Raw genomic sequence first — 14427 nt, forward strand, 5'->3', positions numbered from 1 at the left:
TGAATGGGAATCGGAGACGCCGGCTTTTTGCCGACGCATCCCGTCATTTTCACCGACCCGGGAAAGTCCGGGTCAGCGGGTGGCCAGTTTGAGTTCGGCGGAGGGTTTCCAGTCGAGTTCTGCGGTGGCTCTCGTGCGTGCCGCGCCGAGGAAAAGCCGCGCGGTCGGCAGCTTCTGCGCAAGCAGATAGTCGCGGACCACCGCACCGCGCTCGACCGCCAGTTGACGCATCGCCTCCTCGGTCACGGTGATGCCGTCGAGCAGCAGCGCTTCCATCTCGGCCAGCGGAATGTCCTTCGCCATGCCGATCACGTTGCGCGGCTTGGTCAGGTCGGCGCGCTTGTAGACGGCGGTGATCAGCGCCGGATATTCCGCATCGCTGACCGGCGCCACGTCGGAGGCGTCTTCGCCTGCGCGCGCAGTGGCACGACGCTTTTCGATCTGTGCCAGCTGGCGCAGGCGCTGACGTTTGTATCCGTCGCGTTCCTGCGCAAGGTTCGACGTGCCGACGACGGTGAGCTGCAATGCCGGACGATCGGTCAGCGCCTTCGCGACCTTATCGAGGCTTTCCTTCGCTGCCGTCGTCAGGTTCGAGCTTCCTGCATCGAAGCCGATCTCGCTCGCCTCGCCCCGACCGCCGCCTCCCAATCCGCCCGTGAGCAAGGTGAACGGTGAAGTCACTGCCTTCACGATCAGGTTGCCGAGCGCCTTAAAGATCAGCGAGCCGATGCTGAATTGTGGGTCGTTCAGCGAACCGCTGATCGGCAGGTCGACGTCGATGACGCCGTTGCGGTCGGCCAGCAGTGCGACCGCGAGCCGCACCGGCAGGCTGGTCGGCGCGCCCTTCACTTCCTCGCCGAACTGCAGCTGGTTGAGCACCAGCTTGTTTGTCGCGGCGAGCCGGCCTTCTGACGAGATCTTGTAGTTGACGTCCATGCTGAGCTTTCCGCGCTCGATGCCATGGCCGGCATAGCGCACGGCATACGGCGTCAGCGGTGCGAGATCGAGGTCGCGCATCTTCGCGGTGATGTCAAGCTCCAGCGGACGGGCAAGCGGATTGATCTTGCCGACGATTTCCAGCGCCGCCGTCTGCTGCGCCTTGCCACGCAGTTCGAGATCGGCCATCTCGGGCTTGACGCCCGGCTGCAAGGCAAACGCACTGAGTTTTCCCGTGAGTTCGCTCAGGTCGGCCGAGTAGTTGGGCTTGACGAACAGGTCGGTGAAATCGATCTTTCCATTGACCAGGCTCATGGGGCCGAAGCGCAGGATCGCGACCGGCGGCTTTTCCGCCGCCTTCTTCTCCGCAGCCGCAGCCGTCGCTGCCGACGGATCGGGCGCGCCCGCAACAGTGCTGGTTCCGCCACCGCGCTGCCGACCGGTCACCGCTTCCTGCCTGGCCGTGTCTGTTGCGGCTTCCTGCGCCGATGCCTTGGTGAGGTTCTGCAGATTGATGCGGCCGGTCGGGTCGACGATCACGCGTGCGAAGAAGTCGGTCAGCGCGGTTTCCCGCACGTCGACGGTCGGCGGCGCACCGGGTGCGACGGCGACCTGAAGGCCGCGCAGGCTGAGTGTCTTCCAGCTCAGCAGCTGGTTGTTGCTGCGCTCCAGCCCGGGAGAATCGGACTGCGTCAGCGAGGCGCTGTTGGCGCGGAAATCGTCAAGCGACGTGTCGCCGGCCAGCTTCAGATTGATGCCCGCTGGCGGACTTGCGAAACGCACCGTCCCCTTGTAGCTGGCGAACGCGCGACGTATATCTATATTGAGTGCATCGGCGTAGTACGCCTTGAAGGCATGGGCAGGGAACGCGCTCACATCGAGCCGGCCTTCCGCCGATAGCGGCTGCAGCACCAGATTGCCCTTGTAGTCGAAGCGACCGGCGTCGGCGCGCCCTGCCCCGATCCGCCCGGACAATTCGAGCGCCGATGCCGTCGCGGTATTCGGCGCGATGTTCTTGGCAATCAGCTTCAGCGCGGATATCTCGAACGCAACCGGGGTGGCGCTCGACTTGTCGGCATAGGAAACGGCGCCGCCATCGACGGCAACGGACGCGATCGCGAGTTTCCAGGGCGTGGTGTTGGCACCGGCTGGCGTCGCCGCAGCCTCGGGCGACTTCGGTGCGGCGACCTTGGCCGAGCCGGCGCCGTCTGTACCTGCCGGCGTGCGCAGCCAGCGCTCGAACATCCAGCGGCGTTCGTTGTCGCGCTCGATGCTTATCTTCGGATTGACGGCGGTGAGCGATGCGACCGACAGCGTGTGCTTCGTCATGTCGACTTCGGCATCGACCAGTTCGAAGCGTCCGAGGCTTGCAAGCGCGGTCTTGGCCTGCGTCAGCGCCAGGCCGTCGGCCGCGAGGCGCGTCGCCTTGAACTTCAGGTCCGACGGGGTCCAGGCGACGTCGATCTGCCCGCTGAGCTTTCCGTCGAGCGTCGGCACCAGGCTCTGCGCCAGGTACGGCCCCGCCAGCGACAGCGGCAGCGCACCGACCTCCGTCTGGATGTTGGCCAGCTTGTCGGTCGCCTCGCCCCTGAGCTTCAACGTGCCGCCGCCGACATTGACCGAGCCGCTGAATTTCGCCGGCTTGTCGATCGGCCAGGAGACGGCGGTCACATCGAGCGCGAGAGCGCGTGCATCGATCGAAGCGGCAGGCTTCGTCGTTTCGTCGGTCCAGCCGATCTCGCCGCCGTTCAGGACGAATTTGTCGACCTGCACGCGCAACTGCGGTTTAGGTGCAGCCAGAGCGGCCGGTGCAGCCGGTGCGCTGGCCGTCTTCGCAGGCGGTGCAGCCACGACCTTCTCGGTAGCGCCCGTGTTCGGATCGGTCGCCAGCAGGTTCAGCTGGCCGGAGGCATCACGCGCGACCTTCAGTTTCGGCGCGGCCAACGCGATCTCGCCGAGATGGAAGACGCTCTCGAGCGGCCGGACATCGGTCAGCGCCAGCTTCAGCGAATCGAAAGCCAGCAGGTCGCGCGAACGGGCATCGGCGATCTTCATGCCGTGCGCTTCGACGGTGCCGGTGATCTTGAGTCCACCAGTCGCCGCGCGTTCGAAATCGATCTTCAACTCCGCATCGAGCAGTCCGGCCTGCAGCCTGATCGGCAGGCCGCCGGGGATGTAGCCGAGGTATGGCGCCAGGTCGAGCCCCTTGAAACTCAGGTTGGCGTCGGTCTTTCTGTTGTCGGCGAAAGGCGTGGTTGCCGCGGCGGAGTCGAAGGCGATGCCATTCAGCTTGAAAGCCAGTTTGGGCTCGGTCGTGATGTCACGCTGGGAGTCGAGGTTGCTCAGGAAGGGCACCTGGAAAACCAGATCGCGCAACTCGTGTTTGCGCTTGACGGTCTGGTCGTCGAAATCGATCGAACCGCCGGAAATCGCGATGTTGTAAACAGCAAAGCGCGCGGGTTTTCCGGGCGGCGTCTCGGGCGCGCTGGCGAGCTTGGCCAGGATATCGTCGATGTCGTACTTGCCGTCGGCCATGTGGGTCAGATGGACCGCCGGCCCCTCGACAACGACGGCATCGATCACCGGTGCCAGGCGCACGAGCGACTGGATCTCGGCATTGGCATAGATGCGCTGGATTTCGAGCTGAGACCGGGCTCCGTCAGCGGTCGCGATGCGCAGGTCGCGCAAGGTGAGTTCGAGCGTCCAGGGTTTGAAATCGATCGAGCCGACCGTGACCTGCCGGCCGAGTTTCTCGGAGGCGATCCGCTGAATCTGGCTCTCTGCGATCGGTGGCACGGCGAGCCAGGCAACGAGCCAGAAACCCAGCAGCGACAACACCGCGATAGCGCCGCGGCGCACCCATTTACTCTGCATCAAGGAAGCCCGATTCATCGACGGAGTGTGCCGCAGAAACGGCACCGTCCCGATGCCGGGCTTCTCGACGCGGCGCCTTCCGACACGCACAGCGCGAAGATTAGGAAAATACCGAATAAACAAAAGTTCTATATCTGATAAACCTCTAGTTGCATAAAGAATTGATTCCTTATTATTGACTGGGTATTAAGCGCCTCCTAGAATTCGGCTCGCCCGTGCCACCCTTGTCGCCGGGCCATCCAGATCCGCTGCCGAAAGTAAATCTTTTCGGCTACATCAGAATTCCGCGCTCCAACCTCTTCACGCGCGGTCCTGATTCATACCAATCAGCGTTGCAGCCGGTGTCTCCCATTGCCCTCGTGGCGTTGGCGCCCCGGGGCCGCATAGAAAGGAACAGCGATGAGCAAGGCGTTAGAAGCCACAGCCCGAGGGCTACGGACATTCGGATCCGATGTGGTCGACGGCTTTTTTGAAATCATGCACAACGGCTTCGCTCTTCTCGGGCTGGCCACTGTGTTCGCGGTGCTGGCCCTGATGGCCCGCCCCGATCTGCGCGCGTCCGGCGAAGCCCATCTATCGGGCTGGCTCGACTCGCGCAAGCCGGTGCTCGTGGCCGATGCGACCGCGCTCGACGTGACGGCCATCGACCGCACCACGGCGGCGAGCCCGCGTGATCTGCCGAGCCAGCAGGCCGCAGTCGCGTTCTGGCTCAGCAAGAAGTACCGTGTCGCCGCGGAGCCGCTGAGCGTTCTGGTGTCCGAGGCCTATTCGCTCGGCAAGCGCACCAAGCTCGACCCGACGCTGATCCTCGCGATCATGGCAGTCGAGTCCAGCTTCAACCCCTTCGCTCAGAGCCACGTCGGCGCGCAAGGGCTGATGCAGGTGATGACCCGCGTTCACGTCGACAAGTACGAAAGCGCCGGCGGCTCGCTGACGGCGTTCGATCCGGTCACGAACATGCGCGTGGGCGTCAAGGTGCTGCAGGAATGCATCGCGCGCGCCGGCTCGCTCGAAGCCGGCCTGCGCTATTACGTCGGCGCCGCCAATCTGGAAGACGACGGCGGTTACGCGAATAAGGTTCTGGCGGAGCACGAACGCCTGCGCCTCGTGGCTGGCGGCTCGAAATCGGTGCCGACCACGCCAGCTGCTGCGCCGCCTGTCGTTCGCGCGCAGGGCACGACGCCGCGTCCCGCCCTGCCTGTCGCCGATGCCGGCGACGGACAAAAGGTCGCAACCCTCGCGGGCTTCTGAGCCTTTCCGGGTCGGCTACACTCGAGAAGTACGCGACTGGCGATAGGCGCTGCCCCGTTTTCGGTGGTTTGCGCTGACGTGGAATACCACTGGGAAGCGTACCGCCCGCCATCTTCGAAAGATCGGATGCGGGTGTTCAGCCGTTCGCCTGGGCAGCCCTTGTTTGGTTGAAACAAGGACCACCGTCTTCAAAGGACTGCCATGTACCACCGCGATATCCTGGTCGAACAGACCGACCCCGAAATCTGGGCTGCGATCCAAGCCGAAAACGCACGCCAGGAACACCACATCGAACTGATCGCAAGCGAGAACTATGCTTCTCCGGCGGTCATGCAGGCCCAAGGCTCGCAACTCACGAACAAGTACGCCGAAGGCTATCCGGGCAAGCGCTACTACGGCGGCTGCGAGCATGTCGACGTGGCAGAGCAACTGGCCATCGACCGCATCAAGCAGATCTTCGGCGCCGACGCAGCCAACGTGCAGCCGCATTGCGGCGCTTCCGCCAACGAAGCCGTCATGCTGGCCTTCCTAAAGCCCGGCGACACCATCATGGGAATGAGCCTGGCCGAAGGCGGTCACCTGACGCACGGCATGCCGCTGAACATGAGCGGCAAGTGGTTCAACGTGGTCAGCTACGGCCTCGACGCCAACGAAGCCATCGACTACGACGCCATGGAGCGCAAGGCGCGCGAGCATCTGCCCAAGCTGATCATCGCCGGCGCATCGGCCTATTCGCTGCGCATCGATTTCGAACGCTTCGCCAAGGTCGCCAAGGAAATCGGCGCGATCTTCCTGGTCGACATCGCGCATTACGCCGGCCTGGTGGCCGCAGGCGTGTACCCGAACCCGGTGCCGCATGCCGACGTCGTCACCTCGACCACGCACAAGAGCCTTCGCGGCCCGCGCGGCGGCATCATCCTGATGAAGGCGCAACACGAGAAGGCCATCAACAGCGCGATCTTTCCCGGCCTGCAAGGCGGTCCGCTGATGCACGTCATCGCGGCCAAGGCCGTCGCCTTCAAGGAAGCGATGGCGCCGGAATTCAAGATCTACCAGCAACAGGTGATCAGGAACGCACAGATCGTCGCCGACACGCTGATCGAGCGCGGCCTGCGCATCGTCAGCGGCCGCACCGAGAGCCACGTCATGCTGGTCGACCTGCGTGCCAAGGGCATCACCGGCAAGGAAGCCGAAGCCGTGCTGGGCAGCGCCCACATGACGATCAACAAGAACGCGATCCCGAACGATCCCGAAAAGCCGATGGTCACCAGCGGCGTGCGCATCGGCACACCGGCCATGACCACGCGCGGCTTCAAGGACGAAGAAGCGCGTCTCACGGCCAACCTGATCGCCGACGTGCTCGAAAATCCGCGCGATGCGGCGAACATCGACGCCGTGCGCGCCAAGGTGCACGCGCTCACCAGCCGCTTCCCGGTCTACCGCTGACTGCTGCCGACCGTCCGGTGACCGCATGAAGTGCCCTTTCTGCAGTCACGCCGAAACGCAGGTCGTCGAGACCCGCGTTTCGGAGGATGGCGATTTCGTCCGCCGCCGACGACAGTGCAGCGCCTGCGACAAGCGCTTCACGACGTATGAGCGCCCCGACGTCAACTTTCCGGTCGTCGTGAAGAAGGACGGCAGCCGCGCCGACTTCGATTCGCGCAAGGTCCGCGCTTCGATGATGCTTGCGCTGCGCAAGCGACCGGTCGGCATCGCGCAGATCGACAACGCCCTTCTGAGCATCGAGCAGAAGCTGCTGGCCAGCGGGTTGCGCGAGATCGAATCGACGCAGGTCGGCGAGCATGTCATGCGCGAGCTCAAGCGGCTCGACAAGGTGGCCTACGTGCGCTTCGCCTCCGTGTATCGCAGCTTCGAGGACGTCGACGAGTTTCGTCAGCTACTTCGCGACATCTAAAGTACTCACGCCGATGTCTTCGCGGTTGTGCATTAACACCCCGAAAACCTACGACGACAAGCGCCACGCCGAGCGGTTGCATACGCCGCTCGAAAGGCTCGAAAACCTGGATCCCGCCTAACAGAATGCCGCACCAGACCGCCTTGCAAGAAGGCGGCTCAACAAGGTGAGGCACGCTTGGCGAAGAAACGAACATCCCTAGCGCAGAAAGCGCGCGGCTCGACACTGATCGAGGTGCTCGTCGCCGTCCTGCTTCTGTCGATCGGCATGATCGGGATGATCGGTCTGCAGGCGGCGTCGCTGCAGAACAACCGCGAGGCGCGATTGCAATCGACGGCCGTGCGTCTGGCCACCGAACTGGCCGAGCAGATGCGTGGCAATCGCGGTGTCGCTGCCCTTCCCGACGCAGCCACCAATCCGTACCTGCAGGCGAATGCCACTGCTGCGCCGACGAAAACCGCCGTCGACTGTTTCACCGCCAGCTGCGCAAATCCGCTCGACGTCGCACGCTGGGAGATCGACGACTGGCTGCAACGCGTTTTCTCCCCCGACGGCGGACTGCCGGCCGCCCGCGTCGTCGTGTGTTTCGACCAGACACCGTACGACAGTGCCGGGTTGCCCCGCTGGGCATGCTCAGGCAGTGGCGATGTCGCTCAGGTCAAGCTCGGATGGACGCGCGCGTCGACCGACCGTTCGCTCACCGGCGCCGCCGCCTTCGCGCGTGCGGGCGACCCTGACAGCCGTCCCGCCGTCATGCTGCCCATCGCCGCCGGCTGGCCGTCATGAACCACCCCTTGCCGCCCGAACGTCGCGTCGCCCTTCTTCGAATCAGAAACTCGCGCGGCTTTACGCTGATCGAGCTGATGGTGGCACTTGCACTGACGCTGCTGGTCGTGATCGTCGCCACCGCGGCGCTGCAGGTCGCGCGCCGTGGACACGTGACGACCGACGCGGCAAGCCAGTTGCTGGACAACGCGCGTTTCGCCGCCGATGCGGTCCGCAAACTGGCAGGGCAAGTCGGCTATCTAGACGCCGACATCGCCGCCGAAACCGATAGCGGTGGTTTCGTCGCGGCCGGAACGACTGCCGCGGAACCATTCGTGCAAGGTACGGACGACGCCATCTATCCGTCGGCCGCAAAAGGCATCAACGGCAGCGACATCCTGGTATTGCGCTCGCAGGCCAGCGCCATCGTGCCAGGTTCCACCAAATCCGACGGCACCATGCTCGACTGCATGGGCGCCCACATCGAACAGGTACCGTCCGACCGCTCCGATGCGAGCGTCAGCATGCTGTTCCTGAGGGTCGGCAGCGACGGGGAGCCGTCGCTCATGTGCGCCACCGGCACGACGAAATCGGGCGCGACCACGATGGAGCCGACCATCCAGCCCATCGTGCAGGGCGTGGAAACCTTCCAGGTGCTCTACGGCGTCGACGGTGTGTCGCCGAATACCCGAGCCGTCGGCACAGGCGACTCCGTGGCCGATCGCTACTTGCGCGCATCACAGGTGACCGTACCGGGCGATGTCGAAGGAACGCGCCTGAACTGGCAGCGCGTGCGGTCGTTGCGCATCGGCCTGGTGCTGCGCGGCGCGCCGAACCTGGCGCAGGACCGGACGATCCGCACGACCTTGTTCCCACTCGGCGAGGCCATGTCGGCCGCCGACGATGCCGGGGCCCGCTTCGTTCCGGCAAAGGACGGGCGGCTACGACAGGTCCTGACGTTCGTCGTCAATCTGCACAACAGGCAGCAACTGTGACGTCGCGCCGCAGGAGCCCGAATGCCATCGTCAGCCAGCGAGGCGTTGCACTGATCGTCGTGATGATCGTCCTCGTGATCGTGTCGTTGCTGGGCATCGGCTCGACGCAGCTCTCGATGATGACCGAGCGTGGCGCTCGCAACGACCGTGACGCGCAGCTCGCGCTGCAGGCTGCCGAGGCTACGCTGCTCGATGCCGTTTCGGACATCGACGGTACGGCTTCCGCTGCGCTGCGCCAGAGTGCCTTCACAAATGGGAGCCTGCTCGATTTCGAAATCGGCTGCGGCGCCGCCGGTCTTCGGAAAGGGCTTTGCAGTCAGGCGCTCGGCGGCAAGCCGGTGTGGCAGACCGTCGATCTCGCAGATGAAAGCCGGACCGCAACCTTCGGCCAGTTCACCGGGCGCGCATTCGCGACGGCAGCCGGCAACGAGCACGGCCTGATGCCCGCCGTGCCGCCGCGCTACATCATCGAAGCGCTGGAAGACAGACAGCTCTTCAGGGATCTGACCCAGCCATCGGGCCTGGTCTATCGCGTGACGGCATTGGGTTTCGGCTCGAGGCAAGACATCCAGGCCGTCGTGCAGATGCTCTACCGAAAAAAGAAGGATTGACGAATGCACCGACCGCCAGGCCGGCGTTGCTTCGCCGGCGCCCTGCTTCTTGCCGTGACTGCGGTGATCTCGTGGATGGTCTACGCACAGGCGGTGCCGGCCCGGCTGGTGGCCCTGTCCGCAGAACCGCTGTCCAGCAGCGCAGCAGCACGGAAGCCGACGCTGACCCTGGCTCTGTCCGTCGAATTTCCGACCGTCGGCGCTCAGTACCTCGACCCGGTCTACAAGCCAAAGGATGCCTACATCGGCTACTTCGACGCCGAAAGCTGCTACGTCTACCTGAACGATGCCGACTCGGGCCTTCGGCGCTTCGACCGCACCGCAGCCGCGATCGAACGGCGCTGCGGAGGCGCTGGATTCAGCGGCAATTTCCTGAACTGGGCTGCGAGTTCGGCCATCGACGTGCTGCGGCTGGGCCTGACCGGAGGCGACCGCATCGTCGACACCGCGACGCTCACGGTGCTGCAGCGGGCCGTGCTCCACAACGTCGCCGACGGCAACTTCGCCAAGAAGACGCTGCTCGCAGCCGAGGTTGCGGACGCCGTACCGGCACGTCTGCGCGGAGAGTGGACCGGCGACGTCGTGATATCGAACTGCCTCGACCGCATGACCTTCGGAACCGGCAGCAACGGCAGCTGCCTGGAACCGGGAGCGAGCGGCAACAGCGCCGATCTCGGCGGCGCCGGGCATGCGCACGGATCGGCTGCGCTCGCGAGCGATGCGTTCTTCTACGCCCGCGTCAGGGTCTGCGAGTCGTCGTCTTCGGGAGAGCTTTCGGATCCTCGCGCGACCTTCTGCACGCGCTATCCGGCGGGCAACTTCAAGCCGGTCGGCAATCTGCAGAAATACAGCGACCGCCTGCGCGTGGCGGCATTCGGCTATCTCATGGACGATGGCGACCGGCGTTACGGCGGCGTGCTGCGTGCGCCGATGAAGTTCGTGGGGCCCAGGAGCTTCGACGCCGACGGCAAGCCCGATACCACGAACGCCCGGCCGGAATGGGACGAGGCGACCGGCGTCTTCCGGTCCAACCCCGAAGACGCCGTCGAAGGACGCAGCGGCGTCGTCAACTACCTCAACCAGTTCGGCCGGACCGGCAGCGTGCCGGGGCGCTACAAGGTCGTCGATCCGCTCGGCGAGCTCTACTACGAGGCGCTGCGCTACCTCCAGGGTCTGGCCCCGACGCCGCAAGCGGTCGCCGGGATCACCGACGCCATGAAAGACGGTTTTCCCGCATACGCGCGGTGGGACGACCCGTTCGCGGGCAGCTCGCCGCATCGCAGCCATGCCTGCGTTCGCGACAACATCCTGGTCATCGGCGATGTCAACACGCACAACGACAAATCGATCCCCGGAAACACCGGCCGGCTGGACGCCGACGAGTTCGCGCGAGCCGCAGCGCCGGCTGCGAACGAGCCCGATTTCACCGCCTGGACACGCGTGGTCGGCGGATTCGAGGCCGGCGTCGCCGTGCCCTACATCGACGCAACCGGAAAGCCCGCTGCAACGTCGAACCCCAATTCGACGGGCGATGCGCTGCATGCGCCCCTGCCGGGCCTTGCCGGCCTCGCGGATGCGGACACCGGTGCCAACCGTGCCAGCTTCTACATGGCGGGCATGGCTTACTGGGCGAACACCCACGACATCCGGGGTGCGCAATGGTCCGAAGCGCCGCAGAAGCAAAGGCCCGGAATGCGCGTCACGACCTACGCGATCGACGTCAACGAAGGCGGTGCAGACGACGCACTGTCGAGCCGCAGGCAGAAGCAACTCTTCCTGGCTGCCAAGTACGGAGGTTTCAGGGACCGGTCGACCATCGGGAATCCGTTTCTCGACGAGAACGGCGAACTCGACAACAAGGGCTGGGAAAGCGGCGCAGGCGGCGGCCATCCGCGTACCTACCATCTGTCGAGCAGCGCTTCGGCGGTACTCGAAGGTCTGGACAACATCTTTGCGAGCCTGGCCGCGCGCACCAATGCACTCGCTACGGGAGACTTGCCCACTGGCATGCTGACGCCCGGTGCTGGCCTCGTGAATTACCAGGCCAGTTTCGATTCCGGCAGCTGGAGCGGCGACGTGCTTGCATTACCGATCACGGTCGATGCCGAAAACGCGGTCCACATTGCCGAAAAGAAGCGGGAGGCACGCTGGTCGGCGGCGGATCGACTCGATGCCGCATCGACCGATCCTGCAAGCCGCCGCATCGTCGTCGGTCGCGTCGACCGCGCGCAGACTCCGGCGAACGATTTCAGCTGGTCGGCCATCGAGCATGCCCCGGGCGGCTACAGCCTCCGGACGCTGCTCGATCGCGCGTCCCCGACCGCTGCGCCCGACGGGCTAGGCGAGCAGCGCCTGAACTTCCTGCGCGGCGACCGAAGCCTCGAGGGCGGTGTCTTCCGCGTGCGCGCCAGCCGCCTCGGAGACATCGTGCATTCGGGCATCGTCACCTCCGGCGCACCCGGCATGGGCAACAACGCACCTGGCTATGCCGCGTTCCAGGGTGCGAACGGGAACCGCGCCGAATCGCTTTTCGTCGGTGCGAACGACGGCATGCTCCATGCGTTCGACGGCCGCACGGGGCGCGAACTCTTCGGCTACATCCCGAGCTGGATGGGTGCAAATCTGGCAGCGCTGAGCGGACGCAGCTACGACGCAGGCAACCACCTCGGCTACGTGGACGCCACGCCTCGCATCGCCGAAGCCGCAATGGCGGACGGCGGATGGAAAACTGTGCTGGTCGGCGGCACCGGCGCCGGCGGCCAGGGCGTCTTCGCGCTCGACGTGACCGACCCGGCCAGTTTCGACGCCTCGAAAGTCATGTGGGAATTCACGGACCGCGACGACCCGCAGATGGGCAACGTGATCGGTCGGCCGCTCGTCGCCAAGGTGCGAATCAGCGCAGCCAGTGCGACGGGCACACCCGCTTACCGCAGTTTCGCCATCGTCGCCAGCGGCGTGAACAATTCGCTCGCCGATGGATTCGCGCGGCCGGACGGCACGCCCGCCATCTTCCTGCTCGACCTGTCGAAACCGGCCGGCGCCGCCTGGCGGTTGAACATCGACTACTTCAGGCTCGACGTGCCGACCGACGTCGCGCTTTCGCGCAGCGTCGCGCCGGGCATCGTGGAGATAAGCGCGTCGCTCGGCCCCGCTGGCGAATTGCGAAATCTCTATGCAGGCGACCTCCACGGCAACTTGTGGAAGCTCGACTTCTCCAGGCTGGGCAGCGCCGACTGGACATTTGCCGCGCTGTCGAGCTTCGGCAAAGGCACGACCGCCCTGCCGCTTTTCGTCTCCCGCGACGCCGTCGGCAAGTTGCAGCCCATCACGATGGCGCCGAGCCTCGTCGGCGGCCCGGGACGGAGCACGCTGGTCTCCTTCGGCACCGGCAAATACCTCGAATCCGCCGACGCGGACGGCGCCGACGCCCAGACGCAGTCGATCTACACGCTCTACGACGATGGCAGCGACAAGCCCGCAGCCATCGAAGGCCGCGGTCGGCTGATGCGTGGAACCGCCGAGGGCGGAAAGGTGCGCCTTGCGCCGTTCGCCTGGGGCCGGCCGCTCACCGACGATGACTCATCGAAACGCGCCGGCTGGTATTTCGACCTGCCGGCAGCCGGCGAGCGGCAGATCGGCGCAATGCAGAGCTACGGCAGATCGCTGCTCTTCGCATCGCTGCTTCCGGAAGGCAACGCCGGCACGACACAGGAATGCAGCACGGGCGGCCAGCTGTACGTGGTGGACATCGCCACCGGCAACGGCAAGTCCTTCAGTTCGACAGTGGGCGCGTTCGGAGTGCCGTACGTGCTGCAGGTCGGTGCATCGACACACGGCGCCGTGAACGCGGTGGGCCAGGGCGAAACGGTGAGCCGGGGCCGTCTCATCGTCGGCGGCGGACGCGGGTCGCAGCAGACGTCCGAGCTTCTGGAACGGCGCAGTACCTACGGAATGCTGAGCTGGCGTCGCATCAACAACTACCGGGATCTTCTCCATGCCAAACCATAGAAACGCAAAGAGGCCCACGTCCGACGGTTTCACGCTGATCGAACTGCTCATCGTCATCGCCGTGCTCGGCATCCTCGCGTCGACGGCCTTTCCCAGCTTCAGCGAGTTCGTGCGCAAGGGACGGCGCGCCGGCGCTCGCAACGCCATCGTCGAAATGCTGCAGCAGCAGGAACGGTTCATGACGCAGACCGGCAGTTATCAAAAGATACAGACAGCCGGCATGACCGGCACTTCCTTCAAGACGTACACCGGCGACAGTCCGGGCAGTGCGAGCCATCTTCTCGCAGCGGGCGCCTGCGGCGGAACCGCTCCGGGCGCGGCGCTGCCGCTGACGCAATGCGTGCGCGTCAGTGCGGAGCCGCAGCAGTCGGACCCGACGGTGGGCATGCTGTGGATGGACAGCACCGGCGCGAAGGACTGCGACGGAACCCGCAAGGCCGAGGCAAGGCTGTGCTGGCCATGACCCGCTCGAATCGAACAGCGGTCGGCTTCACGCTGATAGAACTCATGGTGGTGCTGGCCGTGCTCGCGATCCTGTCGACGCTCTCGGCGCCCAGCTTCACGTCTTTCATGCGCAGCGCGGAGCTCAGCACGGCCGCAGACAGCTTCATCGCGAGCCTCAATGCAGCACGTTCCGAGGCAATGAAGCGCAACCTGCCGGCACTCGTCATGCCGCTGGAAAGCGGCCGCCAAGACTGGTCGCAGGGCTTCATCGTCTTCGTCGACGTCGATCGCGACGGCACATACACGGAATCGGTCGATGTCGTCGTCATGCGTCGGCCGATCACCGGCACTTTTCTCAAGGTCGCCGGCAACGGCACAGCCAAAGCCATGCCTTCCTACGTGCGATACGATGGTTCGGGCTTCGCAAAAAGGTCGGACGGAAGTTTCGGCGCGCTGAGTCTCAGCTTCTCGCGGAACGATGTTTCACCCGAAGAGGTTTTTGCGCAGACGCGTCGCATCTTCATTGCGCGGACCGGACGCGTTCGCATCTGCACACCGACCTCCGCGCGCGACGCACGCTGCGAACTCCTAGACACCGATCCCTGACCAGTTCCGATTTCCCACTTCC

The 14427-nt window shown here is 65.1% G+C and carries 10 protein-coding genes and 1 riboswitch; of the genes, 9 read left to right on the plus strand and 1 reads right to left on the minus strand.

Annotation, left to right across the window (positions count from 1 at the left end; translation table 11 throughout):
• Positions 1-72: 72 nt before the first annotated feature.
• Positions 73-3828 carry a DUF748 domain-containing protein gene (locus tag ACSFA3_RS02670; protein ID WP_435503847.1) on the minus strand — a complete coding sequence of 1252 codons (3756 nt, stop codon included), beginning with the start codon at positions 3826-3828 and terminating at the stop codon, positions 73-75.
• 381 nt (positions 3829-4209) lie between these two features.
• On the opposite strand from ACSFA3_RS02670, the gene ACSFA3_RS02675 reads away from it, so the two are divergent.
• The 9 genes from ACSFA3_RS02675 to ACSFA3_RS02715 all read left to right on the plus strand — a co-directional run bounded on the left by ACSFA3_RS02675 (position 4210) and on the right by ACSFA3_RS02715 (position 14405).
• Complete coding sequence (locus tag ACSFA3_RS02675) at positions 4210-5061, plus strand: lytic transglycosylase domain-containing protein (RefSeq protein ID WP_435503848.1); 852 nt, start codon at positions 4210-4212, stop codon at positions 5059-5061.
• Between the two features lie 22 nt (positions 5062-5083).
• A riboswitch (ZMP/ZTP riboswitch) is annotated at positions 5084-5222 on the plus strand.
• Positions 5223-5262: 40 nt separating this feature from the next.
• On the plus strand, positions 5263-6507 hold the full coding sequence (gene glyA / locus ACSFA3_RS02680; protein WP_435503849.1) for a serine hydroxymethyltransferase: 1245 nt from the start codon (positions 5263-5265) through the stop codon (positions 6505-6507).
• 25 nt (positions 6508-6532) lie between these two features.
• Positions 6533-6976: a transcriptional regulator NrdR gene (gene nrdR / locus ACSFA3_RS02685; RefSeq protein ID WP_435503850.1), complete on the plus strand. Its 444-nt coding sequence runs from the start codon at positions 6533-6535 to the stop codon at positions 6974-6976.
• A gap of 177 nt (positions 6977-7153) precedes the next feature.
• Entirely contained in the window at positions 7154-7762 is a 609-nt protein-coding gene (gene pilV / locus ACSFA3_RS02690; protein ID WP_435503851.1) for a type IV pilus modification protein PilV, read from the plus strand.
• On the plus strand, positions 7759-8736 hold the full coding sequence (locus tag ACSFA3_RS02695; RefSeq protein WP_435503852.1) for a PilW family protein: 978 nt from the start codon (positions 7759-7761) through the stop codon (positions 8734-8736). Before pilV ends, ACSFA3_RS02695 begins: the two co-directional genes overlap by 4 nt.
• Positions 8733-9347, plus strand: a complete 615-nt coding sequence (locus ACSFA3_RS02700; RefSeq protein ID WP_435503853.1) for a pilus assembly protein — start codon at positions 8733-8735, stop codon at positions 9345-9347. The genes ACSFA3_RS02695 and ACSFA3_RS02700 overlap by 4 nt, the downstream gene beginning before the upstream one ends.
• Positions 9348-9350: 3 nt before the next feature.
• Positions 9351-13355, plus strand: a complete 4005-nt coding sequence (locus ACSFA3_RS02705; RefSeq protein WP_435503854.1) for a pilus assembly protein — start codon at positions 9351-9353, stop codon at positions 13353-13355.
• A complete protein-coding gene (locus ACSFA3_RS02710) occupies positions 13342-13818 on the plus strand; it encodes a type IV pilin protein (protein ID WP_435503855.1) in 477 nt (158 codons plus the stop codon). The genes ACSFA3_RS02705 and ACSFA3_RS02710 overlap by 14 nt, the downstream gene beginning before the upstream one ends.
• Positions 13815-14405, plus strand: coding sequence for a GspH/FimT family pseudopilin (locus tag ACSFA3_RS02715; RefSeq protein WP_435503856.1), 591 nt, complete (start codon positions 13815-13817; stop codon positions 14403-14405). Before ACSFA3_RS02710 ends, ACSFA3_RS02715 begins: the two co-directional genes overlap by 4 nt.
• The last annotated feature ends 22 nt before the right edge of the window (positions 14406-14427 follow it).

The organism is Variovorax glucosi, from assembly GCF_051216695.1.
Lineage (GTDB): Bacteria > Pseudomonadota > Gammaproteobacteria > Burkholderiales > Burkholderiaceae_C > Variovorax.

What these genes read in the sequence shown, in the direction of transcription:
- glyA (WP_435503849.1), top strand. Translation starts at nt 5,263, where the DNA reads ATGTACCACCGCGATATCCTGGTCGAACAGACCGACCCCGAAATCTGG.
- nrdR (WP_435503850.1), top strand. Translation starts at nt 6,533, where the DNA reads ATGAAGTGCCCTTTCTGCAGTCACGCCGAAACGCAGGTCGTCGAGACC.
- ACSFA3_RS02695 (WP_435503852.1), top strand. Translation starts at nt 7,759, where the DNA reads ATGAACCACCCCTTGCCGCCCGAACGTCGCGTCGCCCTTCTTCGAATC.
- ACSFA3_RS02675 (WP_435503848.1), top strand. Translation starts at nt 4,210, where the DNA reads ATGAGCAAGGCGTTAGAAGCCACAGCCCGAGGGCTACGGACATTCGGA.
- ACSFA3_RS02670 (WP_435503847.1), bottom strand. Translation starts at nt 3,828, where the DNA reads ATGAATCGGGCTTCCTTGATGCAGAGTAAATGGGTGCGCCGCGGCGCT.
- ACSFA3_RS02710 (WP_435503855.1), top strand. Translation starts at nt 13,342, where the DNA reads ATGCCAAACCATAGAAACGCAAAGAGGCCCACGTCCGACGGTTTCACG.
- ACSFA3_RS02715 (WP_435503856.1), top strand. Translation starts at nt 13,815, where the DNA reads ATGACCCGCTCGAATCGAACAGCGGTCGGCTTCACGCTGATAGAACTC.
- ACSFA3_RS02705 (WP_435503854.1), top strand. Translation starts at nt 9,351, where the DNA reads ATGCACCGACCGCCAGGCCGGCGTTGCTTCGCCGGCGCCCTGCTTCTT.